The organism is Nonomuraea coxensis DSM 45129 (genome assembly GCF_019397265.1).
Lineage (GTDB): Bacteria > Actinomycetota > Actinomycetes > Streptosporangiales > Streptosporangiaceae > Nonomuraea > Nonomuraea coxensis.
In genome coordinates this window covers 2,486,035-2,512,307 of sequence record NZ_CP068985.1, presented here as the reverse complement: position 1 = coordinate 2,512,307, position 26,273 = coordinate 2,486,035, and the positions used below count along the sequence as shown (strand labels likewise).

The window sequence follows — 26,273 nt, the reverse complement described above, 5'->3', positions numbered from 1 at the left end:
GCTCCAGGTGGCGGCGGTGCGGGACTTCGCGCCCGCGCTCGGGCGCGACGGCCTGGACATGTGCGCGCGGCTGGTGAAGGAGCGGCGTTCCGGGGGCGGACGGCGCTCGCCGGCGGTGGAGCGGGGCGTACGGGAGCTGCGTGAGCGGCTCGCCGAGCCGGCCTCCGCCCCCGGCCGCCGGAACGCGGGTCAGCGTTCGGACAGGACGCGGGCCAGGGCGGCCAGGGTCTCCAGGGGCGTGCCGGGGGGCGGGGAGACGCGCAGGACAGGTTCGGTGAGGTCGAGCGGGGCCCTCGCCACCGGGGCCACGGAGACGAGGAGGCCCGCGCGGGCGGCGCGGGTCCTCGCGTCCGCCGCCGAGTCCCCGGGCGGCGGACGGAGGGTGACGAGGGCGGAGGGCTCGTCCAGCGGTTCGCGTACGCGCCAGCCGCCCGCGCCGTCGAGCGTCCGGCGCGCGGTCCGGCCCAGGCAGGCCAGGTGGGCCTGGACGGCGGCGGGGCCGAGCGCCAGGTGCTCCCGTACGGCGGCGCCGAGTCCGGCGCGGGCCGCCATCGCCGCCTCCGCGCCCTCGTAACGGACGGCCCCCGGCAGCGGGACACCGTCCGCGTGGCCGTGGAGGGCGGGGAAAGGGGCGTCCATGGCGGGCGTGAGGCCGGGGACGATCAGGAAGCCGACGCCGCGCGGGCCCGCGAGCCACTTGCGGGACGTCCCGACGTACGCGGTGGCGCCGACGCCGGTGACGTCCACGTGGCCGAACGACTGGCAGGCGTCCAGCACCAGCGGGACCCCGGCGGCCCGGCACAGCGCGCCGATCGCGGCGGCGGGCTGTACGACGCCGTGGTGGGAGGCGAGGTGGGGCACGGTGACCAGGCTCAGGCCCGCCGACAGGTGCCCGCGCAGGCCGTCCAGGTCCAGCCGGCCGTCGGCGTCGGCGGGCAGCTCGACGAGGGTCCAGGAGCGGTCGGCGGCCAGGCGGTGCAGGAGCATGAGCGTGCTGCCGTACTCGGCGCGCAGGTGGCCGACGCGGCTGCCCGGCGGCAGCCGCCAGCCGCCGAGCAGCGCGGCCATGGCGGCGGTCCCGCTCTCGGCAAAGGCGACGTCACCGGCCACCGCGCCGGAGGGCAGCGCCGGGGCAGCGATCGTCAGGGTGGTCAGGGACGTGCGGGCGGTGGTGAGGTCCGGTTCCGCTGGGTAGCCGCCGCGTTCCCGCTCCAGGTGGAGCTGGTTGACGACGGCGTCGAGCGTGCGGTCGGCGGGTACGTTGCAGCCGGCCGCGTCGAGGTGCCCGGGAGGCAGGACGGCGCGGGCCGCCCGCCATGCCGTGCCCGCACACGTCCTGCCTCCCGCGCAGACCCCCGCGCAGGCCCCCGCGCAGGCCGTGCCGGTGCAGGCCGTGCCGGTGGGCGCTGTGCCGGTCGTGGGCGTGGGCGTCATGCCTGGGCGAGGAGCAGGGCGAAGTCGCCGGCCGGGTCGGTGTGGTAGCGGCGGACCGTGAAGCCGGCGGCGGCCAGCTCGGCCCGCAGCCCGGCCGGACGGAACTTGGCGCTGATCTCGGTACGCAGCTCCTCGCCCTCGGCGAAGTCCACGGTCAGGTCGAGCGCGGCGATGGGGACGCGCATCGCGCGGGTGGCCCGCAGGCGCATCTCGATCCACTGGTGGCGTTCGTCGTACAGGGCGACGTGGGCGAAGGCGTCGGGGTCGAAGGCGGCGTCCAGCTCGCGGTTGAGCACCCGCAGCACGTTGCGGTTGAAGGCGGCGGTCACCCCGGCCGCGTCGTCGTAGGCCGCGACCAGCCGGTCCCTGTCCTTCACCAGGTCCGCGCCCAGCAGGAACGTGTCGCCGGGCCGCAGGTTGCCGCGCAGTTCCTTGAGGAAGGCGCGGCGGGCGTCGGGGCCGAGGTTGCCGATGGTGCCGCCGAGGAAGGCGACCATCCGGCGGCCGGTACGCGGCAGCAGGCCGAGGTGGCGTTCGAAGTCGGCGCACACGGCCCGTACGGCGAGCCCGGGATAGCGGGCGGCGAGCCGGCGGGCCGCGGCCAGGAGGGTGACGGCGTCCACGTCCACCGGCGTGTACGTGCGCAGCGTGCCCGCCTCGCGGAGCGCGTCGAGGAGCAGCACGGTCTTCTCGCTGGTGCCCGAGCCGAGCTCGACGAGAGTGTCGGCGCCGCTCGCCGCGGCCAGTCCGGCTGCCTCGGCGCGGAGTATGGCCAGCTCGCGGCGGGTCGGGTAGTACTCGGGCAGCCGGGTGATCCGGGTGAACAGCTCGCTGCCCGCCTCGTCGTAGAACCATTTCGGCGGCAGCGACTTGGGCGTGGCGGCCAGGCCGGCGCGTACGTCCTGTTCGAGCGCCAGGCGCAGGTAGTCGCGGTCGAGGTGGTTGACGAGCTGGACGGTGGACTGGCTGACGGGCACGAGATCTCCCAAGGGCGTGAGCGGACGTCAGAGCGGCTGGACGCGGAGGCCGTCGGCGGTGGCGAGCAGCAGGCTCCGGTCGGGCACCTCCTGCCAGCCGGGGCCGTCGCAGAGCGGCTCGCTGGCCACCAGGACGCCGTCCGGGTGCGGCCGGTGGAACAGGGTGTCGCCCCAGGCGGTCGCGGCGAGGGTGACGCCGTCGCAGGCGAGCAGGTTGAGCCGGGCGTCGGGGTCCTTGGCCGCGGCGCTGGTCACGACCTCGGCCAGCGCCTCCCCCAGCGCGGCCCCGGCCGGGACTGCGGACGTCCCGGAGGCGGACGCCCCGGAGGCGGACGTCCCGGAGGCGGACGTCCCGGAGGCGGACGTCCCGGAGGCGGAAAGCGAGGAGGCGGAAGGCGCGGAGGCGGGTGCGGGGCTGCAGTCGGCGCGGAGGCGGCGGAAGACGGCCGCCGCCAGCCACGCGCTGTCGCAGGCGCTCTCCGCGCCCTCGGCGAGGTCGCGGAGCGCGTCCCGGTCGACCCGCCCGTTGTGGCTGAGCAGCCAGCGCCCCTCCGTGAACGGCGCGGTGGCGCTCTCCTCGACCGGCATGCCGACCGTGGCACACCGTACGGCCGCCAGCAGGCACCCGGACCGGGCGACCCGGGCGAGACCGGGCAGGTTGGCGTCGGCCCACATGGGGATCGAGCGGCGGTACCGGATCGGCTCGGGCGCGGCGAGGCAGGGATCGGGGCCGAGATCGGGGTCGTACCAGCCCATGCCGAAGCCGTCGGCGTTGACCGTCCCGTGGCGTTGCCGCCGCGGCGCGTACGACTGCCTGAGCAGCCCGTGCTCGGGTTCGTGGATCAGCTCGGCGAGCGTGCGGGGAGCGCCGAGCCAGGCGGCGTGCCGGCACATCAGCGTTCCTCCGGCGAGGCGGTCCGCGCGCAGCGGAAGCCGGTGAAGATCTGCCGCCGGATCGGGTAGTCCCAGTTGCGGAACGTGGTGCGGACGGCGGCCGGGTCGGCCGCCCACGACCCGCCGCGCAGCACCCGGTACTCCTCGCCGAAGAACACCTCGCTGTACTCCCGGTAGGGGAAGGCGCGGAAGCCGGGATAGCCGTCGAACCAGGTGGCGGTCCACTCCCACACGTCGCCGACCATCTGCTCGGCCCCGTACGGGCTCGCCCCGCCGGGGTAGGCGCCGAGCGGCGCGGGCCGGGCGGCGCGGTGGCCGAGGTTGGCCAGTTCGGGTGTCGGGTCCTGCTCGCCCCACGGGTACGGCCGGGCCCGTCCGGCGGCGGCGTCCCAGCCGCAGGCCTTCTCCCATTCGGCCTCGGTCGGCAGCCGTTTGCCTGCCCAGCGGGCGTAGGCGTCGGCTTCGTACCAGCAGACGTGCTGCACGGGCTCGTCCATCGGCACCGGCTCGGGCCGCCCGAAGCGGGTACGCCACCACGTGCCGCCGTCCCTCGTCCAGAACAGCGGCGCGAACACGCCGTTCTCCTGCCGCCAGCGCCAGCCCTCGGGCGTCCACCAGCGGGCGTCGTGGTAGCCGCCGTCCTCGATGAACGCGGCGTAGGCGGCGTTGCCGACGGGCAGCCGGTCGATCCAGTACGCGGGCAGGTCCACCCGGTGGGCGGGCCGCTCGTTGTCGTACGCCCAGGGCAGGCTGTCGGTGCCCATGAGGAAATCTCCCGCCGGCACGTACACCTCCTCGGGGCCCTCGGGAAGGCGGCCGGGCGGCAGGTCGCCGTCGCGGACCACACCGGGCCGGCCGGCGAGCTGGAGCGTGGCCAGCATGGTCTCGTCGTGCTGGTGCTCGTGCTGGATGACCAGCCCGAACACGAACCCGTCGCGGCGCAACGGGCTCGGGTCGGCGAGGTCCACGGCGTCGAGCACGTCGAGCACCCGCCCGCGTACGCCGCCGATGTAGTCGCGGGCCTCCGCCGGAGGCAGGAACGGCAGGGACGGGCGGTCCCTGCGCGGGGTCTTGAACGCGTCGTAGATGTCGTCGATCTCGGGACGCAACGGGGTGATCCCGGCGGCTGCCCGCAGCACCCACAGCTCCTCGTAGTTGCCGACGTGCGCGAGGTCCCACACCAGCGGGGACATGAGGGGCGAGTGCTGGTGGACGAGCAGGTCGTCCTCGGCGGCGGTGTAGGTGAGCGACCGGTCGCGCACCGCGGTGAGCTGGGCGGCGATGCGTTCCTTGAGGTCGGTCATGCGTCCTTCCCTTCGGTCAGCCAGGCCGGCGGGTGGCCCGGTCCTCGTGTCACCGTCTCGATCAGGTCGGCGGCCGGCGAGCGGCCCCGGCTCACGTACCGGTCGGCGAACGCCGCCACCTCGCCGGTCAGTACGGGGCCCGCGCCGAGGCGGGGCAGCGCCTCCAGCGCGGCGCGGAAGCACGCCTCCGCGGCGCGGGCCAGCGGGGGCGCGGCGAGGCCGCGGCGGGCGGCCTCGCTCCAGAGGTCGCGGCACGGCTCGGCGGCCTGGAGTGCGGCGTCGGCGGCGCGGTCGTCCATGATCAGCGCGTACGTGACCGCCACGCAGACCGGCCAGGCGTCCGGCCGCTGGGCGTCGAGGTAGCGCAGCTCCAGCCAGCCACGCGGCCGGACCGGCGGGAACACGGTGGTGGCGTGGTAGGCCAGGTCGCCGAGGGTGGGCGGCCGGCCGGGCGTACCGGGGCGGCCGGCGAGCCAGTCGCGGAAGGTGACGCCGCCGCGGGCCGGGCGGCAGCGGTCCGCGCCGTCCCGTACCAGCATGAGGCGGGCGTCGAGCAGGTAGCCCGCCCAGTCCTCGGCGGGGTCGGCGGTGGCGGGGACGGGGGCCGTACGGGTGGGGTCGAGGCGTTCCCAGACGGCCTGGCGGCCGGACATCCAGCCGCAGGGGCGGCCTCCGGCGAGCGGGGAGTTGGCGAAGGCGGCGACGAGCACGGGGCCGAGCAGGTGCGCCCGCTCCCACCGAACGCCGGGCCGCTCCCCCAGGTCCAGGTTGACCTGGACAGAGGCGGTCGAGCACATCATCAGCGGGCCGTAGGGGCCGCCGAGGAACTCGGCCATCGCGTCGTAGCGCGGCAGGCGGAGCTGGCGGCGGGGCGGGCGCACCGGGTCGAGGCCCACTCCGGCCGGGGCGAGCCCGGCGCCGGCGAGCGCCCGGCGGGCCAGGCCGAGGTCGCCGGCCATCGCGGCGACGGCCTCCGCCAGCGGGGCCGCGGGTCCGGAGAGTTCGAGCTGGCCGCCGGGCTCGAACGTCACCTGGCTCCCGCCGGGCAGCGGGGGCAGGGCCCGCGCGATCTCGTCGATGGGGACGTGCCGCTCCGGCGCGGCCCGGTCGTGCACGAGGAACTCCAGCTCGACACCCAGCCGCCCGCCTCCGCCGTCCCGAGCGGGGTCACGGAAGCAGTCGCGGGCGAACTCGGCCACTCCCGCGAAAGACGTCGGGTCCCCTGGCGGATCCGCGGGCGGGTCCCCCGGCGGGTCCCCGGGCAGGGGCGCGGGCAGGGGCGGGATCGCGGGCAGGCGTGAGCGTGCGGCGGGCCTGGCGGTCATCGGGCTCCCCTCGCATGGCGCATGGAGCTACAGATCCGCGAGCCACGCGAACGTTACAGACGACCTCCCGGAAGTCTCAGGCCGACGGGCGCCGGGCCTTGAAGGCCGCCGTTAACCGGTCGCGGACGGGCCGCGAGAGCTGCTCCCGCGGCTGGTCGGCGAGAGCGCGCACGGTGGCGCGGTACTGGTCGAGGTAGCGGCCGCAGTCGGCGCAGCCGGCGAGATGGTCCTCGACGGCGGCGCGGCCGGGCTCGTCGAGCGCGTCGTCGAGGTAGGCGGTGACGACCTCGACCAGTTCGCCGCATGTGAACCGCTTCACGACGCTGCCCGCCTTACCCTCTGTGCCCATGAACCGTTTCACCTATTCTGCCGCCATCACCGACCGGAAGTAGCCCTCCAGCCGGTCCCGGACCACTGACCGGGCGCGGTGCAGCAGCACCCGCTGATTGGCCGGCGAGATGTCCAGGATGTCGCAAACCTCCTCGGACGTGCACCCCTCCACGTCGCGCAGCGTGATCACGATGCGCTGCCGGGGCGGCAGCTCGGCCAGCGCCTCGGCGATGATGCCGCGCGCCTCGGCGGCGAGCGCCTGGTTCTCCGGCGTCGGCCAGGCCGCGGGCGGCACCTTCCAGCTCCCCGGCAGGCCGGCGTCCACGCCGTGGAAACGCGACGGGTCCACGCCCCGCCCGCCGTCGGATTCGAGCGCGCTCCACGGCAGCGTACGGCTCTCCCGCAGGCCGCGCTTCTTCGCGGCGTTGACCAGGATCCGGTAGACCCACGTACGCACCGACGAGCGGCCCTCGAAGTCGTCGATCGCGCCGATCACCGCCAGCCAGGTGTCCTGCACGACCTCCTCGGCCGAGTCGTCCGTGGAGACGTAGGATCGGGCGACCCGCAGCATGCCCCGCGACCAGGTGTCGAGCAACGCGGCGAACATCGCCTCGTCGCCCGCCCGCAGGGCCGTGACGATGACGTGGTCCGGGGGCAGCGCGCCGCCCGCGAAAGACGCCACGATCGTTTCCTCCCCGTTCCGACGCTCTTCGTCATCATCACATCCGGCCGCCGAAGATCGCACCGAGGGGTCGCTCAGCCGACCACGTCCCCGGCTGGCCGGGCCGGGCGCGCCGGGTTACGTTGAGCGGGAGGCGTCCTACCTGCCATCTGCGAAGGAAGTGGTTCCCCATGCTCTACCTGTTCGGCTTCGAACAGATCGGCGTGGCCGTGAGTGACATCTACTTCGTCGATCCCAACCCGGAGCGGGGCCAGGAGGGCGCCGAGCGCGGCGTACGCCTGGAGCTGCGCCGGCTCGAACAGAGCGAGCTCAAGGGCTCCATCTACTCGGCGCGGCCGATCACCGTCGAGCGCCCGCTGTGGCGCGTGGACCTGCTGGAGTCGGTGTCCGGCACGCCCGGCAGCTTCGACCGCACCCACCACCACCCGGGCATGAACGGCTGGGAGCCGGGCCGGCGCGTGTTCGACCACGCGCTGTCGGGCGAACCGCTGAAGTGGCTCGCCGAGCGGCTGACCGACCTGGAGGGCGTGCTGAAGGAGGTCGGCGCCGACCCGGGCGAGGCGACCCCGGCCGACGTGACCGGCCTGCGCGAACGTGCCCCGGAGATCGTCGAGGTCGTCGGACGGCTCCTGGACCGCGTCCGCGCCACCGCCGCCCCCGACGAGGCCACCACCGCCGCCAGCCTCCGCGCCAGTTGGCTCTGACCCCGTCGCCGCGTCAAAGGGCGGGCGGGGCCGGGTGGCGGTGGAGGAGGCCGAAGCGGGTCCACATGGATTCCGCGGCCTCGATCGCCGCCCCCGTACGTGCCGGGTCCACCGCCGCGAGCTGGGTGACCAGCGCCTGCGCCACGGCGATGCCGGCGGTCAGCGACGGGAAGAACGCCTCCCCCTCGGCCGGCACCAGCACCACCTCCTCGGCCGCGGCCGCCAGTGCCGGGCTGGCCGCGTCCGTCACGGCGAAGACGCGCGCCCCGCGCGCCCGCGCCTCGTTGGCGGCCAGGATCGTGTTCTCGTACAGCCGCCAGAAGCTGACGGCGATGAGCACGTCGCCCTCGCCGACGGCGGCCATGGCGTTGGCCAGCTCGGAGCCGGCGGTGACGGCCCGCACGGGGTAGCCGGCGAGCCGGGCGTTGTGCGCGAGCGCCAGGCCGACGGCGGCGTAGCTGCCGTCGGCGACGATCGTGGTGCTCCGGGCGGCGGCGACGGCCTCGGCGATCGTGGCCAGCACGCGCTCGTCGAGCCGCCGGTTGAGCACGGCGAGGTTGTCGAGGTCGCGGCGGAGCGAGCGCGTGCCGGGCGAGCCGGTGCCGCGGGGCTCGGCGGCAACCTGGCCGACGCGGTGCTCGGCCGTGACCTGGCCGGCACGGTGCTCGGCGGCGACCTGGCCGGCGCTGAGCGAGGACAGGTAGCGGGCGCGCAGCTCCTGTTGCAGGGCGGGCCAGCCGGCGAAACCGAGCGCCTGCGCGGTGCGGGTCACGGTGGCGACGTTGACGCCGGCGAGCTGGGCGAGCTCCCCCGCCGACCCGTACGAGGCCCGCCGCGGCTGCGACAGCAGCAGCTCCAGCACCGCGGCCGACTTGCCGCGCAGCCCGCGCTCCGGGGTGCGGCTCCGCAGCCAGCCTTCGAGATCGTCGGTGGCGCGCTCGCTCACGAGTTCCCTCTTCCCCGGCCTCCAGATCCGCCGATCATGCTACGCCCTCCGCCCGCGAGCAATCTGCAAAGACCATTGCAATTGCACTGTTATGCACTATAAATTGCTGCGCGATCGACAAGGAGGCGACGGGATGACGTTCGAGGAGCTGCAGGAGCGCGTGCGCGACGAGGTCGGCGTGCGGCTGTTCACGGTGCTGGCCTGGATACCCGAGCGGCAGGCGCTGCGCCGGGTGCACACCAGCCACCCCGAGCAGTACCCGGTGGGCGGGGAGAAGAGCGTGGAGATCTCCCAGGGCTGGCTGGCCACGTGCATCGAGGGGCGCAGGCCGTACCTCGGGCCGGACCGGGCCGCGGTGCGCGGGATCTTCGCCGACCACGCCCTCATCGAGAGCCTGGGCTGCGGCGCGGTCATCAACGTGCCGGTGGTGGAGGGCGACGAGGTCGTCGGCGTGCTCAACCTGCTCGACGCCGAGGGCGCCTACGACGACGCGTCCGTCGCCGCGGCCGAGAAGCTGGCGCCGCTGGCCGTCCCCGCCCTGCGGGACGCCGTCCGTTGAGCCTGCTGCTGAGGAACGTCCGCGTCCTCGACGTCGAGACCGGCGAGTACGCCGAGGGCGACCTGCGCTGCGCCGACGGCCGCGTCGCCGAGACGGGCACCGGCCTGCGCGCCCCCGACGGGACGCGGGTGATCGACGGCGCGGGCGCGTACGTGGTGCCGGGCCTCATCGACGCCCACGTGCATGTCACGGCGTTGACCGCGGACCTCGGCGCGCTGCCCGCGATGTCCCCGTCGTACGTGACCGCGCACGCCGCCCGCATCATGGGCGAGACGCTGGCCCGGGGCTTCACCACCGTACGCGACAACTCCGGCGCCGACTTCGGGCTGGCCGACGCGCAGGCGGAAGGGCTCATCCGGGGCCCGCGGCTGCTGTTCTGCGGCAAGGCGCTGAGCCAGACCGGCGGCCACGCCGACTTCCGCGGCCGGGGCGAGCACCTGACGGACGACCACCCGTGCTGCGCGGGCGTCGGCCGCATCGCCGACGGCGTCGCCGCGGTCCGCGCCGCCGCCCGCGACGAGCTGCGCAAGGGCGCCAGCCACGTCAAGGTCATGGCCTCCGGCGGCGTGGCCTCGCCGACCGACCGCATCGACTCGACGCAGTACTCGATGGAGGAGCTGCGCGCGATCGTCGAGGAGGCCGAGGCCGCCAACCGGTACGTGGCCGCCCACGCCTACACCGCCCGCGCCGTGAACCGGGCGCTGGAGGCCGGGGTGCGCTCGATCGAGCACGGCAACCTCATCGACGACCGCAGCGTGGAGCTGTTCCTGGAGCGGGAGGCGTTCCTGGTGCCGACGCTGGTGACGTACTGGGCGCTGAAGGAGGAGGGCCGCGCGTTCGGGCTGTCGGCGACGAGCTGGCACAAGGTGGACGCGGTGCTGGAGGCCGGGCTGACCGCGCTGGAGCGGGCCGCGCGCGGCGGCGTCAAACTGGTCTACGGCACGGACCTGCTCGGCGGCATGCAGCGGCACCAGAACCACGAGTTCCGGCTGCGCCGGGAGGTGCAGAGCCCGCTCGACGTGCTGCGGGCGGCGACCACGGGCGCGGCCGAGCTGGTCGGAATGGCGGGCGAGATCGGCACCCTGGCCGTGGGCGCGCACGCCGACCTGCTGGTGCTCGGCGCCGACCCGCTGGAGGACGTCGGCGTGCTGGCCGAGCCCGCCCGCCACCTGCGCCACGTGGTGCAGGCGGGCGACGTGGTCGCCTGACCGGCGGGTCGTGCTCCTGCTGCTGGGCCTGCTGTGGCTGGCCCAGCGGCGGCTGATCCACCTGCCCGGCCTCGGGCCGGTGCCGCCGGCGGGCACGGTGCTCCCCGGCGCCCGCGACGTCTCCTTCACCACGCGCGACGGCCTGCGGCTGTCCGCCTGGTACGTGCCGCCGTGCTGGCCAACCAGGTCGCGACCGGCATCGCCGAGGGCCTCGCCAAGATGGGCGTCGACCCGGCCAAGGCGGCCGCGAGCGGCAGCGGCACGCTGAACATCGCGACGCCACCGGCCACATCTTCCTGATCTCGGCGGGCATCGCCGTGGCCGGCGTGCGCCACCCTGTTCCTCAAGCCGGCCAAGCTCCGCGACAGCGTGGACCTGGCCGAGACGCCGGAGCCGACCGGCGACAAGGCGCCCGTCGCCCCCTGACCGACGGGGCGGCCTCCGGCGGCATTGAGGGTTGACCACCCCCTGACCGGTGGTGGATAACAGTATTCCGACAGGGGGAGTCAACCTGCACTCTTACGGAGACCCCGATGACACGCCTCGCTTCTCCTGGCCTGATCGGACGTGACGCCCAGTTACACGTGCTCCTCGACGCCATCAGCGGTCCGCCGGCCGTCATCCTCGTGCAGGGCGAGGCGGGAATCGGGAAGACCCGGCTGGTCAGGGCCGCGCTCGACCTCCTGCCTGAAGGAGAGCACACGGTCCTGATCGGCCACTGTCACCAGATCCGCGAGCCGTTCCCGTACGGGCCGGTGTTCGACGCGCTGCGTCACGTCGCGGGGGCGCTGCCGGAGACGGCCACGCTCAACCCGGTCACCGGCACGCTCCGCGGCTACCTGCCCGAGCTCGCCGGCCATCTGCCGCCCGCGCCCTCGCCGCCGCCGCTCGACGACCCGCGCGCCGAACGGCACCGCCTGTTCCGCGCCGTGCACGCGCTGCTGGCCGCGGCCGGGCCCGTGGTGCTCGTGGTCGAGGACCTCCACTGGGCCGACGACGGCACCCGCGACCTGCTGCGCTTCCTCACCGACCAGCCGCCCCCAGGGCTGGCGCTCGTGGTGACGTTCCGCAGGGAGGGGCTGCCGGTGCCGGGGCTGCCGTTCGGGCACGCCTACCGGCGGCCGGCGGGGGTGCGCAGCGAGGTGATCACGCTCACGCCGCTCGACGTCGAAGGGGTGCGCAACCTGACCCGCGCGCTGCTCGGCCGGTCGACGCTGACGTCCGACTTCGTCACGAAGCTGCGCGACCGCACGGCGGGGGTGCCGTTCGTGATCGAGGAGGTGGTGCGCTCGTTGCTCGACGACGAGGGCCAGTTGGTCGGCGGCGAGGAGGAGCCCGAGGTCCTGGAGCGCATGGCGGTGCCGCCGCTGCTGCGCGAGGCGATGGCCGAGCAGCTCACCGGGCTCTCGCCCGCCGCACTGCACGCGGTGCACGCCGCCGCGGTGCTGGGCCTCGCCGCCGACGAGCAGCTCATCGCCGCCGTCTCGGGCCACCCGGCCGGTGACGGGCTGAGCCAGGCGCTCAAGGCGGGCGTCCTGCTCGAACACGAGGACGGCCAGTACGGCTTCCGCCACTCCCTCGCCCAGCAGGCCGTCTACGAGGCGATCCCCGGCCCCGACCGGCGGCTCACGCACCAGCGGGCCGTGACCGCGCTGTCGGCGCTCGACCCGCCGCCGCTCGTCCAGCTCGCCTACCACGCCAGGCGGGCGGGCGACTTCGCCGCCTGGCAGCGGCACGGCCCGGCCGCCGCCGACCGCGCCGCCGCGATCGGCGACATCCCGCTCGCGGTCGAGGTGCTGGCCGGGATGCTCGCCGACCCCAAGCTGCCGCACGACGCGCGCGGCCCGCTCGCGCTGCGGCTCAGCCGCGTCGCCGCGATCGGGCTGTCCTACCGGCGCGTGGTGCGCTCCCTGCGCCACCTGCTGGCCGAGGACTTCCTGTCCCGGCACGTACGCGGCGAGGCCCGGCTCAACCTGGGCGTGCTGCTGTCCAACCAGGCCGGCGCGGTCGCCGCGGGACGCCAGGAGATCCTGCTCGCGCTCCCCGACCTGCACGACCGGCCGAGCCTCGCGGCCCGCGGCCTCGCCCTGCTGGCGATGCCGCCCTGGGGCGACGAACCGCTCGCCACGCACGAGGAGTGGATGAACCAGGCCGAGAAGCTGCTCGCCACGGTCGAGGACCAGGACCCCGAGCTGACCGCCGCCGTGCACGCCAACAAGGTGAGCCTCGCCATGATGCTCGGCTCGCCGGACGCGCTCGAGCTGGCCGCGGCCCTGCCCGCCAACGACCCGTCGGCGGCCGTGCGCAGGCAGGTGGCGCGCGGCTACTCCAACCTGTTCGACGCGGCCATCGGGCTCGGCCACTACGCGGCGGCCGAGCGCTTCGCCGACCAGAGCAGGCGGATCGCCGAGGAGACGGGCGCGCTGTACCCGGAGTTCCTGGTGGAGCTGTCGTCGATCAGGCTCGACCTGCTGACCGGGCACTGGGAGGGGCTGCGGGAACGGGCCGTCACGGCGGTCGAGATGACGCCGGATGCGCCGCTGCTCGCCTCCGACGCCCGGCTCGCGCTCGGCATGCTGGCCCTCGCGCGGGGCGAGTGGGAGGAGGCCATCGAGCACCTGGTCGCGGCCGGGGTGAACGACGTCGAGTCCGGGTTCCTGCCGGTCGCGGCCTTCGCCTCCGGCGGCCTGATCGAGCTGCACCTGACCCGCGACTGCCTGGACGAGGCCCTCGCCGAGGCCGACCGCGCGGTGGCCAGGCTGCGGCGCAAGGGCATGTGGGTGTGGGGCGACCAGCTCGTCCCGCCCGCCGTCGAGGCGCTGCTCAAGGCCGGGCGGACGGGCGAGGCGGCCGACCTGGTGGCCGAGTTCGGGGCGGGCATCGAGGGCAGGGACGCGCCCTCCGCGCACGCCGGCCTCGCCACCGCGAGGGGCGCGATCGCCCGCGCCGGGGGCGGGCACGAGGAGGCGGCCCGGTGCTACGCCGGGGCGCGGGCGGCGTACGAGGCGATGCCGCGGCCCTACAGCGTGGCGCGGGCGTCCGAGGCGGAGGCGGGCGCGCGGCTGGCGATGGGCGACCGGGCACGGGCGGCCGACCTGATCGCGGACGCCTGCGAGCGGTACGCCGGGCTCGGCGCGACCCACGACGCGGCCCGCTGCCGCCACCTGCTGCGCGAGATCGGGCCCGGGAGCGCGCCGCGCCGGGGCAGGAAGGGCAGGAGCGGCGTGCTGTCGCCGAGGGAGGCCGAAGTGGCCAGGCTCGTCGCGCTCGGCCGGACCAACAGGGAGATCGCCGAGGTGCTGTTCCTGTCGCGGCGGACGGTGGACACGCATGTCGCGCGGGTGCTGCAGAAGCTCGGCGTACGCACCCGCAACGACGTGAAGGAGCCCCGGCCGGACGACCGGCCGGGGCCCACGTCTCCCGAGTCCGGCGGTTAGACGGTGATGCTCCAGGAGTCCAGGTAGCCGGTGTCACCGGCGTAGACGTCCTCGATGTCGAGCACCCAGGTGCCGGCCGCCTGCTGGCTCACCGGGACCGAGAAGGTCCTGGTGCCGTAGTCGGTGCAGATGGTGCCGCCGTAGGCGTCGACCACGTACCACGTGCCGTTCGGGCCGCGGAGCCAGATGTCCAGGTCCTCGGCGCAGGTGTGGTTGATCGTGATGGACACCTGGACCGGGGAGGTCGCGGCGCCCGTCGCGGTGGACGTGATCGAGCTCTGGGTGTTGGCGAAGTCGTTGATGCGGTAGTCGGTGTCGTTGGTGAACGTCCGGCCGCCCGAGGTGCCCTGGACGGTCAGGTTGTACGTCGTGGTGTGCGTCGTCGTCTCGCCCGTGCCGGTCACGGTGATCGGGTAGGCGCCCGCGGGGGTGGTGGGCGAGGTCGCGATCGTCAGCGTGGACGAGTCGCCCGACGTGATGCCGGCCGGGTTGAAGCTGGCCGTGGCGCCGGTCGGCAGGCCGCTCGCGGACAGGTTCACCGTCTGGGCGGTCCCGTTCGTGGTGGTCGAGCCGATCGTCGTCGTGGCCGTGGCGCCGGCCTGCACGGTGCCCGAGCCGGGGTTCGCCGAGAGCGAGAAGTCACGCGGCTGCGTGGTGCCGCCGACCGCCTGCTTCCAGATCGCGTAGATGGCGGCGTCGGCCGCCCGGTCGAGGATCGTGTCGTTGATGTTGGACGTGGTGTCGCACGAGGAGTGGTAGCAGGAGTCGTAGGCCCGGCCGGACGTGCCGCCCCACTTGGACGCCTGCGCCGACGTCTTGGTCGCGCTCGCGCCCGCCGCGACACCCGAGCTCGGGATGCCGGCGTTGCGGAAGGAGGCGTCGTCGGAGCGGTTGGCGCCCTCGGTGTTCTCCTCGGGCTGCAGGTTCAGCTTGTCGTAGAACTCCTTCAGGTAGGAGGCGCCCGTGGTGGTGATGTTGTTGATGAAGTAACCGCCGTTGGGCGAGCCGGTCATGTCGTAGTTGTAGTAGACCTTGATCTTCGACCGCTCGGTGGAGCTGAGCGAGGCGACGTACGCCTCGGAGCCGTTGAGCCCCTGCTCCTCGTCGGTCCACCAGCCGAACCTCACGTGCTTGGTGAGCGTGGGGTTCTTCTGGGCCAGCGTCAGCGCGACCTCCAGCAGGTTGGCCGAGCCGGAGCCGTTGTCGTTGATGCCGGGTCCCGCGGACACGCTGTCCAGGTGGGCGCCGGACATGATGACCTGGTTGGCGTCGCCACCCGGCCAGTCGGCGATCAGGTTCGGGCCCGCGCCGCTGGTGCAGTAGGAGACGCTGCAGCTCTGCCTGACCACGGTGTACCCGGCCGCCTGCAGCTTCTGCTCGATGTACGAGACCGACTGGAGGTAGCCCTGGCCCGTGGACCTGCGGGTGCCGCCGTTGCTGGTGGCGATGCTCTGGAGCTGCGACAGGTGCGCCTTGACGTTGGTGACGCTGACGTCAGGAACCTGGTCGGTGGGGCCGCCGGTGCCGACCGTCAGCGAGTAGGTCGCGGTGTGCGTGGTCGAGCCGGTGCCCGTGACCGTGATCTGGTACGTGCCCTGCGCCGTCGAGGAGCCGACGTTCAGCGTCAGCGTCGAGGAGTTGCCGGAGGTCACCGACGAGGGGTTGAAGCTCGCGGTGGTCCCGCTCGGCAGCCCGGAGGCGGTCAGGTTGACCGTCTGGGCGCTGCCCGAGGTGGTCTGGGTGCCGACCGTGACCGTCGCGGTGCCGCCGGGCTGCGCGTTGCCCGAGGTCGGGTTGAGCGACAGCGAGAAGTCGGGCTGGGCGGTGCCGCAGGCGGGCTCGCCGGAGGCCGCCGCCACGCTGACCGCGCTCCAGGCCGCCTTGGTGCTGTTGCACTCGGCGCTGTTGGCGCCGTACAGCTCGATGGCCGCGGCCACGGAGGCCGCCCTGATGTTGGTGTAACGCCAGGACGACGTCTTCCGGTTGAGGGCGCCCATGTAGATCTTGCCGGCCTTCTGGATGCTGATGCCGGTCACCGACGACGGGCCGCCGGAGCAGATCGGGCTGGACGGCTTGCCGCCGCCGGGGTTGTTGCCCTCGGCCAGCAGGTAGAACCAGTGGTTCAGCGGGCCGGCCGCCGAGTGCACCTCGGTGTTGGGGATGGAGGAGGAGTAGCAGTTCGGGTCGCCGAGCGCGCCCGGGTTGTACATGTTGCGGATCGGGCCCTGCCCGACGAGGTTGACCTCCTCGCCCACCAGGTAGTCCGGCGGGTCGTTCGGGTTGTTGGCGTAGGCCTCGGTGAGCGCGCCGAAGATGTCGCCGGTGCCCTCGTTGATGCCGCCGTTCTCGTTGCCCGACCCGGCCCCGCCAGGGGTGGTCTGGAAGATCGCGTGGCCGAACTCGTGGGCCACGACGTCGATCGGGGTGGCCTGCTGGGTGTTGGCCTGGTTGTGGCCGAAGTTCGTGTAGCTGCCGTTCCAGTACGCGTTGACGTCGTTCAGGCCGACGCGGGCGGGGAAGCCCCGTCCGCTGCCGTTGATGCCGTTGCGGCCGAGCCAGTCCCTGAGCATGTCCCACTCGCGCTGGACGCTGTAGAGCGCGTCCACGCAGGCGGTCTCCAGGTTGGTGCCCTGGCCGTTGCCCCACGCGTCATCGGTACCGGTGTACGCAGTGCCGCCCTGCCCGCCGCACTGGATACCCGGCCTGGTGGTGTCGGTCATCGAGTACGAGCTGCCCGAGCCGCTCGTGTTGATCGTGACCTGTCCGTTGTAGAAGCCGTTGCCGCTGCCCTCGCGTACGAGCTCGACCGCGTCGGCCACCTTGCCGGTGCGGGCGTCGACGTACACGTTCTGGACGCTCGGCTTGCCGTTCGCGAGGCCGCTGACCTTGGCCTCCCACGCGAGCGTGGGCTGCTCGCCCCAGGCGAGCACGACCAGGCGCGGGGCGGCGCTGTCGTCCACGCGCGAGAGCCTGGACTTGGCCACGGCCGTGGCCTTGGCCGCGCTGATCGTGGCCTTGGTCGGCACGTCGCGGGAGATCGGGCCGGTGGCGGCGACGGTGTCCCTGACGTGGCCCGCCGCGTCGGTGACGACGACGGCGTCGCCGCCGACCATGGGCAGCCCCTTGTAGGTGCGCTCATAGGCGACGTAGAACATCTCGCTCGAACCGGGGGTGACGGCGACGCGGCTGTAGGCCTCGTCGGGCCCTCTGCGCAGCTCGTCGAGCCCGCTCGACACTGCCTTGTCTGCGACTGCTGCCGCGAGCGACGCGGGGTCTGCCGCCGCACGCGCGGACGTGCCGCTGTCCTGGCCCCGGGTGGCCCCGGGAGGCGCGGCGCTCGCGGGTGACGCTTGCAGCGTCAGGGTCGCGGCCGTGGCTAAGCCGACGACCGCCGCGAGTAAGGCTTGGCGTTTCACGCTGTGGTGCTCCTTTCGGCGTTCTCCCTCCGGCCGTTGCCGCCTTTGGGCGCACGCGGGCCACCACGCGGTCAGGGGTCACCTGGATCGCGAGGCATGAGGAAAAGTGGGGGGTGAGAAAGGGTGACGGATGATCGTGCGGACCGTTTCGCCTTGTTGTCGCCAGAGGCTAAGCGCTCGTTCATCGCGGGAAAATACGTATGTTCATCGGTAGGCATACCGACATTTGTGTTACCGCTGGTCACACCCATCCGTACTCGGGTAGTGCGTACGATGCTGGACAGGCGGCGTCATGCAGTTCGGCATCCTGGGGCCGCTGGAGGTGCGTCCGGCCGGAGGCGACCCGGTCGCCGTGGGCGGCCCGCGACCGCGCGCGCTGCTCGCCCTGCTGCTGCTGGAAGCAGGCCGTACGGTCGGGCTCGACCGGATCGTCGACGCCCAGTACGGCGAGCGGCGCGAGCATCGGCGGCCCCGCGCTCGCCTCCTGGCCGACCCGGCGCGGCTTCGACGTCACCGTCGTCGAGAAGGTCCCGACGCTGCGCGAGAGCGGCCAGGCCGTCGACTTCAAGGGCGCGACCCACCACCGCGGTGCTGGACCTGGCCCGCTAGTCGCGGGTGAGGGTGCCCGTGGCGGGCGGCGCGGGCTGGTTGACGAACCCCTGGGGGAACTGGGCGGCGATCAGCTCGTAGCGCAGGTCGCCGTCGTCGTCCAGGGTCAGCTTCACGTCCGCGAGGCTGGAGCAGCCGCCCCCGTCGTACGTCGTCTTCAGCCGCAGCACGATCGGCCCGCCGCCGGCCTCCAGCCAGAGCGCGCCACGGCACGTGTCGCCCTGGGCGCTGAACTGGCCGACCATCCCGCCCAGGGAGCCGGCGGAGATGGTCAGGGTCGTGCTGTAGGAGCCCTGGAGTGGCGGACGCCAGTCGACCTGGCCGCTCCAGGAGCCCCGGTAGTCCTCCGGCACGGCGAGCGCGGGGTCGGGGCCGGGCGGCGTGGTCTCCGGCGGATCGTCCACGGCCGGCGTGTCGTCCACGGACGGGGTGTCGTCCACGGACGGCGGATCCTCGTCGGACGGGGTCACGCTCGTCACCACCGCGGAATCCGTCGGCGACGGGGTCGGCTCGGGGTCGTCGAACCGGCTGACCACCACCGGGATGACGGCCGCGAGGATCGCCGCGCAGGCGCCGATGACCGCGACGACGATCTGGACGCGATGGTCCTTCTTGGGCGGTGGGGGCACCGAGGGCGCTGGGGGCACTGTCACGTTCCAAACCGTCCGTCCCGGAGACCGCGCCGATTATGGAGAACATCCTTCGACGCGCCCCCGGCGTTACTCCCGGCCCTGATCGCCCTCCAGGAGCGCGCGCACCCACGCCTCGTCCGCGCCGAGAGCGGGCGGGCGGCGGCGGTAGGAGGGCGGGGTCTCGGCGAGGCGGATGGGGTTCGCGACCTGGCCGACGCCGTCGAGGTCCACGGCGGGCTCCAGGCCGAGGTCCGCGGCGAGCGCGAACGCGGCGGACAGGTCGTTGATCGGCCCGCACGGCACGCCGGCGGCCGTGAGCAGCTCGAACCAGGCGTCCGCCGGCCGGCCGCGCAGCGCGGCGTTGAGCTCGTCCACCAGATCGGCGCGGGCGGTGACGCGGCCGGCGTTGGTGGCGTAGCGGGGGTCGGCGGCCAGGTCGGGGCGGTCGAGCACGCGGCAGAGAACCTGGAACTGGCGATCGTTCCCCGCGGCGATGACGAGCGGCCGGTCGGCGGTCTCGAACACCTCGTACGGAACGATGCTCGGATGCCGGTTGCCCATCGCCCGCGGCACCACGCCGGCGGCGGCGTACGCGGAGGCGTGGTTGGTGAGCGCCGACAGCAGCGACGACAGGAGCGAGACCTCGACGCGCTGCCCCTCACCCGTACGCTCGCGGTGACGCAGGGCGGCCATGACGCCGAGCGCGGCGTGCAGGCCGGTGATCACGTCCACCAGCGCCACGCCCGCCTTCGTGCCGGGGCCGTCCGGGTCGCCGGTGACGCTCATCAGGCCGCCGACGGCCTGCGCGATGAGGTCGTACCCGGGCAGTTCGGCCCCGGCGCCGGAGCCGAAGCCGGTGATCGAGCAGTAGACGAGCCCGGGATTGAGCTCGCGCAGCGCGTCGTAGCCGAGGCCGAGCCGGTCCATCGTGCCGGGGCGGAAGTTCTCCACCAGGACGTCCGCGCGGGCCGCGAGCGCCCGCGCCACCTCGGCGTCCGCCCGCAGGTCGAGCGCGATGGAGCGCTTGTTGCGGTTGACGCCCAGGAAGTACGTGGCCTCGCCGCCCGGCCCGTACGGCGGCCCCCACTCGCGAGTGTCGTCCCCGGCGCCCGGCCGTTCCACCTTGACGACCTCGGCCCCGAGGTCGGCCAGCAGCATCGTGGCGTACGGGCCGGCCAGCACCCGGCTGAAATCGGCCACCAGCAGCCCGTCGAGGGCGCCCTCCGGAACATTCATGGTCAACGCACCCTAACCGGAGCGCACCGCCCGGCTCGTACCGGGGCACCCGCTAGAAGACCTGCCAGGTCTCCTCCGCCACCCGGCAGGGGCCGCCCCGGTGCACCCGCAGCCGCGCGGCGGGCAGGTCGAGCGCGATCGTGGCGAGCGTCTCCCACCGCTGGTGGATCGGCTGGGTCAGGTCGGGGTGGGCGCAGACGGGGGCGTGACCGGGTGCGTGGCCGAGCATGGCGCGGGCGCGGGCGGTCGGGTCCGCCGCGCTCAGCTCCGCGACGTGGGCGTTGAGGTGCCGCAGCCGCTCGTACGTGGTGGGCCGGTCGCTGGAGTGCCGCTCCTCCTCCGCGAGGGCCGCGTCGAGGAAGTGGTTGCAGTGCTGCAGGACGCCGTCCGGGCCGCTCGGCACGACGGCGACCCCGGCCGGGGACATCTCGATCGAGGCCGCCGCCCGCGCCGTGACGACGGTGATGACGGTGGAGGCCGAGACCGTGGCCGAACGGGCGAGGGCGGCGGCCTCCTCGGCGGTGGCGGCCTCGTCCAGGATGCGGCGGGCGATCAGGTGCACCGGCACGCCGATGCCGTCATGGTCGGAGCGGTGACGCAGGAGGTTGAAGTGGATGCCGAGCCCGGCCGTGTTCACCCCGATCTTGGCCAGCGCCCCGGCCTCGGTGAACGTACGCACCACGTGCCCGGCGAACGGCTCCAGCTCCCACAGCATGGGCGCGTCGCGCAGGTGGTCGTGCCAGTCCCACGTCTGGACGGTCCGCGGCGCGCCGCCGGAGCCGGGCAGCACGACGGAGGTCGAGCACTCCCCCTCGCCGGTCGCGTCCACAGCAGCCAGGATCTCCGTACGGGCGTTGACCACGGCCACCTGCCACGGCTCCAGCCCGGCGCCGGAGGCGATCCCGGCGATCTCCTCGGCCAGCCGCGGCGCCCAGGCCGCGCTGCTGTCGAGCGCCCGCTCACCCCACGCCCGAACCCGCGACGCCCGCGCCCCGGCGGCGGCGAACAGGTCGGCGTAGCCGGCGAAGTTGGCGGCGACGGCCGCGCGCCGGGCCGCGCCGAGCTCCTTGCCGCGGGCGCGGGGGTCGAGCTCGGTGGAGACGAACGTGGGAAAGGTCATGAACGGTCCATCAGGTCGGGCGAGCCGGGGGGCGGTCGGCGGTGAACGCCAAGGCCAGTACCCCGTGCGGCGACCCGGCAACCTCGCGCCCCACACTGGCCCCTGTGCGTCGACGAGATCGGCTCCTACCGGGGCGAGGTGCTGCTCCCGGATGGCACGGTCCTGATCGGTGTTCACGCTGACGGCCGGTGGACGTTCATCAGGCAGTGACCCGTCAATGACGGGGCCAGGGTTGCCGAACCCGGCTCGATACAGGCTCCCTCCCACCCGAGTGACAGACGGGGCGCGTTGGCTCGGCTACCGTCCGGGTATGGGCAAGAGCGAGGATGACGAACCTCCGATCTGCCGAACCTGCCTCGGCGCGGGCGGCGAGTGGATGGAGCTCAACGGCAAGAAGGACCAGGAACGCAGATGGGTACAGTGCGCGACGTGCAGCGGGACCGGCCGTAGGTGACGGATCCCATCGTCTGCCCCGAGTGCGGTGGCGAACGCGGCCAGGTGCTCGGCCCGCTGTTCCTCGCGTGCCGGTTTTGCGGTGGCCGCGGCCAGGTGGGCGGATCGAACGAGCCGGCCGAACGTGGCACCATGCCGCCCCCGGCGCCGCCGCCGGCCTGGAAGCACAAGGTGTGGACGGACCCGTACGTCGCGGCTGCGCTGGGCTGCCGGGCCTGCATGGGCGCGCGGACGGTGGCGCACGTGGACGAGGAGGCCGGGACGCTGGTCACGGCGCCGTGCGGGTGCGTCGAAGAGTGAGTCGAAGAGTGAACCGCCCGGACGCCGGACGCGGCGGACCGCGCCCGGCGGGGGTCTTGCCAGGGGCCGGGGAGGCTCAGCTGAACGTGACGTCGCTGCAGAAGTAGTACGTCTGGTCCATGTGCGAGGCCTTCCAGATCGTGTAGACGACGTGGCGGCCGGTGCGCGAGCCCTTGCCGATCCCGTTGATCATGTACGTGTCGCTGGGGGCGTACTTGCCGGTCTCCTTGATCAGCTCCAGGTGGTTCCAGCCGAGCGGCGTGTTCAGGGCGTTGTAGCCCTGGCGGGTGATGTAGACCCGGATGTAGTCGGCGCCGTGCCTGGCCTGGTCGGTGAGCCGGATGTTGAAGGTGCTGCTCATGGCCGCCGCCGTCCAGGCGCCGGGGGTGTCCATGGAGCGGTAGCGGCCGTCCTGGGTCCGGCCGGCGCTGCAGAGCTGCCCGTTGGGGATGGCGGCCTGGTGGTTGCCGCCGACGTTGTCGCGGTAGAGGCCGTTCCAGTTCCACATGGCGTTGGTGTTGTCCTGCCACGCCTGCCAGCACATCGGGTCGAGCTGGGCCATGGCCGGGTTCTGGAAGTCGCTGCCCCAGCGCAGCCAGCAGCCGTAGTTGCGCGAGGCCGGGTCCACGACCGAGCCGTGCGCGGAGGCGGTCTCGGCCATCGGGACGACGACGATCATCGCCAGGGACATCAGCAGGGCCAGGGCGCGCAGCGCCCAGCGGTTCGGTGCGACTCGGGGCATAGTGCGGTCTCCGTGTTCCGGTCGGGGGGTTCCGGTGTCGAGGAGCGCTCCCGGCCGGACGTTATCTGACCGTGTCGCCCGCCACCAAGTGAGCGCGGTTGTCAGGTTCGGGATGACCGGGGGTGAGCAGCGGAAAGGGCTTTCCAGCTAGGTGAAACTTTCACCGCCGCCAGGTCACCCAGCGTGATCAACTCGGTGAAAACGCATGTGAGCGCGGGCGAGGTCGCGGATACTGCGCACGTGACCACGATGGAGCCGATCGAGCCCGGCTGTCCCCGCGATTCCTCCTGCACAGTCCAGGATCTGCTCACCTTTCCCGACGACGGGAAGCGTTACGAGCTGTGTGACGGGAACCTGCTGGTGAGCCCGGCCTCCACTCCTTACCATCAGCGGTCCATCAGCAATGCGCTGTTCGCCTTGGCGCAGGCCCAGCCGCCGCATCTGACGACCTTGCCGACGGTCAACCTGCGCATCAGCGACAGGGACTTCTACATCCCCGACATCGTCGTCGTGCCGCGCGAGCTCGTGGACACGGTCGGGCTCATGTTCGGCCCGACCGACCTCCTGCTCGCCGTCGAAGTGGGCAGCCCGAGCACCAGGATGCGTGACGAAGAGGTACAAGACCCTCGGCTACGCGCAGGCGCGCGTGCCTGTCTACTGGCGGGTCGAGCCGGACGAGGGGCCCGCGCTCTACGTGTACGAGCTCGACGGCGACGCCTACGGACCGCCCGCCGTGCACAAGGCGGGGTCCGTCGCCGAGCTGAGCCGGCCCTTCCCCCTGGCTGTCGACCCCGCCGCGTTCGCCGCGTGACCTGGACCTCGGCCCTGCCGGCCCCCTCCCGCCGGAAGGACCGAGGCCAGGCGCTTCAGTGGGGTTCGGGAGAGGTGCGGGCGGCCAGCGACGTGTAGATGGTCACCTCGTCGGGCTGGATGAGGCCGTCCTGGATGGCGCAGATGAGCAGCTTCTCCTTGGTGGGGGCGGGCCGGCCGGCGGCGGCGTACTTCACGCGGGCCCGGTCGATGTACTGACGCACGGTCCGTTCCTTGATGCCCATCCGGGCCGCCACCGACGCCTTCGACATCGACTGGAACCAGAACAGCAGCGCCTCGCGCTCCTTGTCGGAGAGCTGCGGCCGGTGGGGGCGCTCGTCGGTGGCGATGGCCTGGGCCATCGGGGGCGTGACGCTGGGCCGGTCGGCGGCGACCTCCAGGATGGTCTCCAGGCACGACTCGCGGGTGGCGCGGCCCTTGCCGATGAAGGCCGAGGCTCCCGCGTCGAGCACGGCGCGCACCGTCTCCGGCTCCTCGTGCTCGGAGAAGACGATGACCCGCTGCCCGCCCTGGCACAGCTCGGAGACCCGGTCGATGACCATCGTGCCGTTGAGGTTGAGGTCGAGCAGCAGCACGTCGGCGGTCACTCCGCGGACGGCCTCGATGGTGGGGCCCTGGGCGACCAGCGCCACCGGGCCCGGCGACGGCCCGAACCAGGAGCGGACGCCGTCCACCACGACCTGGTGGTCCTCCACCAGGGCCACCGTCACCGGCTCGGCACCGGGCTCCGCTGCCAGATGCTGTTGACCCATACCTCCCCTCCCTGCCGCTGATAGGTGACGACCACGCCGCTCGGCTCCCGCACGGGGGTGTGGCTGATCGGCAGGTCGTCGTTGTCGGCCACCACGGCCACGCTCACCATCGTGGACATGGCCGACACCGTTACGCGCGCCCGCGTCCGCGCGCCGTCGAGCGCCCGGACCGGGGCCCGCAGCAGGTCCTCGCGGACGCCGTCCGGCAGGCTCGGCAGGAACTCGCCGAACGGCGGCACCGTCACCATCACCTTGCGCCGCTCGGCCGCCTCGATGCGCTCGCGCAGCGCCGAGACCAGCTCGTCCGGCACGTCCTCGCGCTCGGTGATGAGCCGGCGCAGCCGCATCGCGCCGGCCGTGCAGTCGTCGCGCACCCGGGGGTCGCCGGGGTCGGCGCCGTCGGCGAGCTGCTGCAGCAGCTCCTCGGCGACGTCGCGGATGGCGGCGTACCTGCGCAGCCGGTCGGTGTGGATGCGCTGGGCCGACTCGCGCAGGGCGTCGTCGGCGGCGAGCCGGCGGGCCAGCACGACCGCGTCCTCGGCGCGGGCGCGCAGCAGGTGGCAGCCCCACGTGTAGCCGAGCTGCATGGTGATGCCGCCGACGATGACGACCAGATACTTGGAGACGGAGACGCGGTCGAGCGTGCCGGTGACGGCCATGGCGGCCAGCATGATGGCGGCGTTGCCGGCGAGGAAGGCGATCAGCTCGCCGCGCCAGCCGGGCCGGCCCCACACGAGCATGACGCCGATCCAGCCGACCGAGCCCCACGCCCAGTCGCTGATGCCGAGCAGCTCGTGGGGCGGCAGCGCGGCGATCACCGCGACGTCCAGGGCGAGGGCGGCGACGGCCGGCTCGCGGATCCTGGCAGGGCCGCGCGAGTCGCGGGCCAGCGAGCGCAGGGCGACGGCGAACAGGGCGGTGTAGGCGAGCCAGGCGGCCATGTTGAGCCAGGGCAGGCGGAAGGACTGCCAGCCGGTGAGCGTGACGGTCAGGTCGTAGCCGAGGTGCCAGACGGCCGCGATGACGGCGGCGCCGAGCGCGGTGTAGCGCGCGTAGCGCTGGGCGACCTGCTCGATCTCCTCGGTCATGGCCGCCACCACAGGCTGACGCGGGTGCCCTGGGCGCCGGAGGAGATGCGGGCGCCGCCGTTGGGCAGCGAGCGCATCATGTCGAGGATGGAGCCGCGCACGCCGAACCGGTCGGGCGGCAGCCGGTCCTGGTCGAAGCCGCGCCCGCGGTCGGCGACCTCCACGACGATCTCGCCGCCGCGCCGGGTGGAGACGATCTCGGCCTCCCGTACGCCGGCGTGCAGGGCGACGTTGGACAGGGCCTCGGTGACGGCGCGGGCGAAGCGCTCGGCGACGTCGCCAGGCACGGTCTCGGGGACGAGGCTGGTCCGCACCTCCAGCCCTTTGACGCGCCCGGCGACCTCGTCCAGGAGGGCGTCGAGGGCGATCGGCACGGAGTCGCCGCCGGGGGTGTCGCGCAGCTTCTCCAGCGCCGCGAGGTCGGTACGGACCTGCGCGGCGAGCGTGGGCGTGGGCCGCTCGTAGGTGCCGAGGCCGACCATGCCGAGCGTGTGCAGCGCGGTCTCGTGGATGCTGCCGACCTGCTTGAGCTGGTCCTCGCGGCGCAGCCGTTCGACCATGAGCGCGATCTCGGCGCGTACGCTGCACTCCAGGAAGGCGTCGGTCTCGGCGGACGAGCGGCGCAGCAGCGTCATCAGCATGACGATGGCGAGCAGTTGCACGAGGTGGACGCCGGTGGGCACGACGACGTCCTGCGTGGCGGAGGCGAGGCGCACGCCGGCCGCGAACGCCCCGGCGACGGCGAGGCCGACGGGCACGGCGAGGGCGGGCCGCCAGGCGATGCCGGCGAGGACGATCGTCATCGTGACCAGCCCGGACACCCAGCTCGCCCCGCTGGCGAGGGCCTCCTCGGCGACCAGGAAGCGCTGGGCGAGGCAGAGCGCGAGCGTGACGGCCACATCAGCGGCCACCAGCCGGCGAGGCACCAGCTCCGTACGCCACCACACCCGCGCGTAGCCCGCCGTCAGCACGAGGTGGATCGCCAGCAGCGGCGCCAGCCAGGAGAGCGAGACCGGCGGGACGGCGCCGAAGGAGGCCGCGACCACCGCCACCGCACCCACCGCGCTGCGCGCGCCCGCGGCCGTTCTGGCGGTGGCTTTCTCCAGCTGCCGGGTCGCGGAGTCGTACCTCGTGGAGCGGGGGTGAGACATGGGCCGTCCGCACACGATGGGAGCACAAGACGGGTCTCACGATAACGCAGTTCAAGGTGGGCAAAAAGGATACGTCAGGTGTTCTTCCTGATGACCGGTAAGGCACGTTCCCGGCCGTCGCGGCGTTCGGGGTCAAGGGTCGC

General features: G+C 73.7%; 24 protein-coding genes and 1 pseudogene. 8 read left to right on the top strand and 17 right to left on the bottom strand.

What is annotated here, in order from left to right:
- Positions 1–189: 189 nt before the first annotated feature.
- The 7 genes from Nocox_RS11975 to Nocox_RS11945 all read right to left on the bottom strand — a co-directional run bounded on the left by Nocox_RS11975 (position 190) and on the right by Nocox_RS11945 (position 6,946).
- Positions 190–1,434, bottom strand: a complete 1,245-nt coding sequence (locus tag Nocox_RS11975; RefSeq protein ID WP_020545964.1) for an aminotransferase class V-fold PLP-dependent enzyme — start codon at positions 1,432–1,434, stop codon at positions 190–192.
- On the bottom strand, positions 1,431–2,411 hold the full coding sequence (gene egtD, locus Nocox_RS11970; protein ID WP_020545963.1) for an L-histidine N(alpha)-methyltransferase: 981 nt from the start codon (positions 2,409–2,411) through the stop codon (positions 1,431–1,433). The genes Nocox_RS11975 and egtD overlap by 4 nt, the downstream gene beginning before the upstream one ends.
- A 27-nt stretch (positions 2,412–2,438) precedes the next feature.
- A complete protein-coding gene (locus Nocox_RS11965; protein WP_020545962.1) occupies positions 2,439–3,305 on the bottom strand; it encodes a class II glutamine amidotransferase domain-containing protein in 867 nt (288 codons plus the stop codon).
- A complete protein-coding gene (gene egtB / locus Nocox_RS11960; protein ID WP_020545961.1) occupies positions 3,305–4,609 on the bottom strand; it encodes an ergothioneine biosynthesis protein EgtB in 1,305 nt (434 codons plus the stop codon). Before egtB ends, Nocox_RS11965 begins: the two co-directional genes overlap by 1 nt.
- Positions 4,606–5,808 carry an ergothioneine biosynthesis glutamate--cysteine ligase EgtA gene (gene egtA, locus Nocox_RS11955; protein WP_020545960.1) on the bottom strand — a complete coding sequence of 401 codons (1,203 nt, stop codon included), beginning with the start codon at positions 5,806–5,808 and terminating at the stop codon, positions 4,606–4,608. Before egtA ends, egtB begins: the two co-directional genes overlap by 4 nt.
- Before the next feature lie 202 nt (positions 5,809–6,010).
- Positions 6,011–6,283 carry an anti-sigma factor family protein gene (locus Nocox_RS11950; protein ID WP_051112710.1) on the bottom strand — a complete coding sequence of 91 codons (273 nt, stop codon included), beginning with the start codon at positions 6,281–6,283 and terminating at the stop codon, positions 6,011–6,013.
- Positions 6,284–6,295: 12 nt separating this feature from the next.
- A complete protein-coding gene (locus Nocox_RS11945; protein ID WP_020545958.1) occupies positions 6,296–6,946 on the bottom strand; it encodes an RNA polymerase sigma factor in 651 nt (216 codons plus the stop codon).
- Positions 6,947–7,116: 170 nt separating this feature from the next.
- Between Nocox_RS11945 and Nocox_RS11940 the strand changes: the two genes are divergently transcribed.
- The gene (locus Nocox_RS11940; RefSeq protein ID WP_020545957.1) at positions 7,117–7,650 is read left to right on the top strand and encodes a hypothetical protein; all 534 of its coding nucleotides are present in this window, start codon (positions 7,117–7,119) and stop codon (positions 7,648–7,650) included.
- Between the two features lie 13 nt (positions 7,651–7,663).
- Here the strand turns inward: Nocox_RS11940 and Nocox_RS11935 are convergent, their stop codons facing one another.
- On the bottom strand, positions 7,664–8,596 hold the full coding sequence (locus tag Nocox_RS11935; protein WP_020545956.1) for a MurR/RpiR family transcriptional regulator: 933 nt from the start codon (positions 8,594–8,596) through the stop codon (positions 7,664–7,666).
- Between the two features lie 133 nt (positions 8,597–8,729).
- Here Nocox_RS11935 and Nocox_RS11930 point away from each other — a divergent pair, with 133 nt between their 5' ends.
- The 4 genes from Nocox_RS11930 (at position 8,730) to Nocox_RS11920 (ending at position 13,800) form a co-directional block, all read left to right on the top strand.
- Positions 8,730–9,155, top strand: coding sequence for a GAF domain-containing protein (locus Nocox_RS11930; RefSeq protein WP_020545955.1), 426 nt, complete (start codon positions 8,730–8,732; stop codon positions 9,153–9,155).
- Positions 9,152–10,363, top strand: coding sequence for a metal-dependent hydrolase family protein (locus tag Nocox_RS11925; RefSeq protein ID WP_020545954.1), 1,212 nt, complete (start codon positions 9,152–9,154; stop codon positions 10,361–10,363). The genes Nocox_RS11930 and Nocox_RS11925 overlap by 4 nt, the downstream gene beginning before the upstream one ends.
- 171 nt (positions 10,364–10,534) lie before the next feature.
- Entirely contained in the window at positions 10,535–10,663 is a 129-nt protein-coding gene (locus Nocox_RS43685) for a hypothetical protein (RefSeq protein ID WP_020545953.1), read from the top strand.
- Positions 10,664–10,896: 233 nt separating this feature from the next.
- Positions 10,897–13,800, top strand: coding sequence for a helix-turn-helix transcriptional regulator (locus Nocox_RS11920; RefSeq protein WP_033410575.1), 2,904 nt, complete (start codon positions 10,897–10,899; stop codon positions 13,798–13,800).
- On the opposite strand, the gene Nocox_RS11915 is transcribed toward Nocox_RS11920, so the two are convergent.
- The 5 genes from Nocox_RS11915 to Nocox_RS11895 all read right to left on the bottom strand — a co-directional run bounded on the left by Nocox_RS11915 (position 13,797) and on the right by Nocox_RS11895 (position 20,813).
- Positions 13,797–17,036, bottom strand: a complete 3,240-nt coding sequence (locus Nocox_RS11915; RefSeq protein ID WP_020545951.1) for a M28 family peptidase — start codon at positions 17,034–17,036, stop codon at positions 13,797–13,799. The genes Nocox_RS11920 and Nocox_RS11915 overlap by 4 nt on opposite strands.
- A 421-nt stretch (positions 17,037–17,457) precedes the next feature.
- Positions 17,458–17,784, bottom strand: a complete 327-nt coding sequence (locus Nocox_RS11910; RefSeq protein ID WP_020545950.1) for a hypothetical protein — start codon at positions 17,782–17,784, stop codon at positions 17,458–17,460.
- A gap of 37 nt (positions 17,785–17,821) precedes the next feature.
- A complete protein-coding gene (locus tag Nocox_RS11905; RefSeq protein ID WP_157383342.1) occupies positions 17,822–18,478 on the bottom strand; it encodes a hypothetical protein in 657 nt (218 codons plus the stop codon).
- Positions 18,479–18,544: 66 nt separating this feature from the next.
- Positions 18,545–19,693, bottom strand: a complete 1,149-nt coding sequence (locus Nocox_RS11900) for a CaiB/BaiF CoA transferase family protein (protein WP_020545948.1) — start codon at positions 19,691–19,693, stop codon at positions 18,545–18,547.
- A 52-nt stretch (positions 19,694–19,745) separates the two neighbouring features.
- Complete coding sequence (locus tag Nocox_RS11895) at positions 19,746–20,813, bottom strand: C45 family autoproteolytic acyltransferase/hydrolase (RefSeq protein ID WP_020545947.1); 1,068 nt, start codon at positions 20,811–20,813, stop codon at positions 19,746–19,748.
- A 450-nt stretch (positions 20,814–21,263) separates the two neighbouring features.
- On the opposite strand from Nocox_RS11895, the gene Nocox_RS11890 reads away from it, so the two are divergent.
- Entirely contained in the window at positions 21,264–21,566 is a 303-nt protein-coding gene (locus Nocox_RS11890; protein ID WP_020545946.1) for a hypothetical protein, read from the top strand.
- 76 nt (positions 21,567–21,642) lie between these two features.
- Here the strand turns inward: Nocox_RS11890 and Nocox_RS11885 are convergent, their stop codons facing one another.
- Positions 21,643–22,308 (bottom strand): lytic polysaccharide monooxygenase auxiliary activity family 9 protein, encoded by a 666-nt coding sequence (locus Nocox_RS11885; RefSeq protein WP_020545945.1) that lies wholly within the window; start codon positions 22,306–22,308, stop codon positions 21,643–21,645.
- A 249-nt stretch (positions 22,309–22,557) separates the two neighbouring features.
- On the opposite strand from Nocox_RS11885, the pseudogene Nocox_RS44125 reads away from it, so the two are divergent.
- Together Nocox_RS44125 and Nocox_RS11875 are read left to right on the top strand one after the other, a co-directional pair.
- A pseudogene (locus Nocox_RS44125) lies at positions 22,558–22,896 on the top strand (Uma2 family endonuclease); the annotation flags it as partial.
- 16 nt (positions 22,897–22,912) lie between these two features.
- The gene (locus Nocox_RS11875) at positions 22,913–23,119 is read left to right on the top strand and encodes a PDDEXK family nuclease (protein WP_020545944.1); all 207 of its coding nucleotides are present in this window, start codon (positions 22,913–22,915) and stop codon (positions 23,117–23,119) included.
- A gap of 55 nt (positions 23,120–23,174) precedes the next feature.
- Here the strand turns inward: Nocox_RS11875 and Nocox_RS11870 are convergent, their stop codons facing one another.
- The 3 genes from Nocox_RS11870 to Nocox_RS11860 are packed head-to-tail and all read right to left on the bottom strand — an operon-like array spanning position 23,175 to position 26,130.
- Positions 23,175–23,891, bottom strand: coding sequence for a response regulator (locus Nocox_RS11870; RefSeq protein WP_026214918.1), 717 nt, complete (start codon positions 23,889–23,891; stop codon positions 23,175–23,177).
- Positions 23,846–24,979 carry a hypothetical protein gene (locus tag Nocox_RS11865; protein WP_157383341.1) on the bottom strand — a complete coding sequence of 378 codons (1,134 nt, stop codon included), beginning with the start codon at positions 24,977–24,979 and terminating at the stop codon, positions 23,846–23,848. Before Nocox_RS11865 ends, Nocox_RS11870 begins: the two co-directional genes overlap by 46 nt.
- Complete coding sequence (locus Nocox_RS11860; RefSeq protein WP_020545941.1) at positions 24,976–26,130, bottom strand: sensor histidine kinase; 1,155 nt, start codon at positions 26,128–26,130, stop codon at positions 24,976–24,978. Before Nocox_RS11860 ends, Nocox_RS11865 begins: the two co-directional genes overlap by 4 nt.
- Positions 26,131–26,273 lie beyond the last annotated feature (143 nt).

Coding starts and splice junctions, on each gene's coding strand:
- Nocox_RS11975 (WP_020545964.1), bottom strand. CDS start 1,434: ATGACGCCCACGCCCACGACCGGCACAGCGCCCACCGGCACGGCCTGC.
- Nocox_RS11965 (WP_020545962.1), bottom strand. CDS start 3,305: ATGTGCCGGCACGCCGCCTGGCTCGGCGCTCCCCGCACGCTCGCCGAG.
- egtB (WP_020545961.1), bottom strand. CDS start 4,609: ATGACCGACCTCAAGGAACGCATCGCCGCCCAGCTCACCGCGGTGCGC.
- Nocox_RS11950 (WP_051112710.1), bottom strand. CDS start 6,283: ATGGGCACAGAGGGTAAGGCGGGCAGCGTCGTGAAGCGGTTCACATGC.
- Nocox_RS11940 (WP_020545957.1), top strand. CDS start 7,117: ATGCTCTACCTGTTCGGCTTCGAACAGATCGGCGTGGCCGTGAGTGAC.
- Nocox_RS11930 (WP_020545955.1), top strand. CDS start 8,730: ATGACGTTCGAGGAGCTGCAGGAGCGCGTGCGCGACGAGGTCGGCGTG.
- Nocox_RS11920 (WP_033410575.1), top strand. CDS start 10,897: ATGACACGCCTCGCTTCTCCTGGCCTGATCGGACGTGACGCCCAGTTA.
- Nocox_RS11900 (WP_020545948.1), bottom strand. CDS start 19,693: ATGAATGTTCCGGAGGGCGCCCTCGACGGGCTGCTGGTGGCCGATTTC.
- Nocox_RS11895 (WP_020545947.1), bottom strand. CDS start 20,813: ATGACCTTTCCCACGTTCGTCTCCACCGAGCTCGACCCCCGCGCCCGC.
- Nocox_RS11885 (WP_020545945.1), bottom strand. CDS start 22,308: ATGCCCCGAGTCGCACCGAACCGCTGGGCGCTGCGCGCCCTGGCCCTG.
- Nocox_RS11870 (WP_026214918.1), bottom strand. CDS start 23,891: ATGGGTCAACAGCATCTGGCAGCGGAGCCCGGTGCCGAGCCGGTGACG.
- Nocox_RS11865 (WP_157383341.1), bottom strand. CDS start 24,979: ATGACCGAGGAGATCGAGCAGGTCGCCCAGCGCTACGCGCGCTACACC.
- Nocox_RS11860 (WP_020545941.1), bottom strand. CDS start 26,130: ATGTCTCACCCCCGCTCCACGAGGTACGACTCCGCGACCCGGCAGCTG.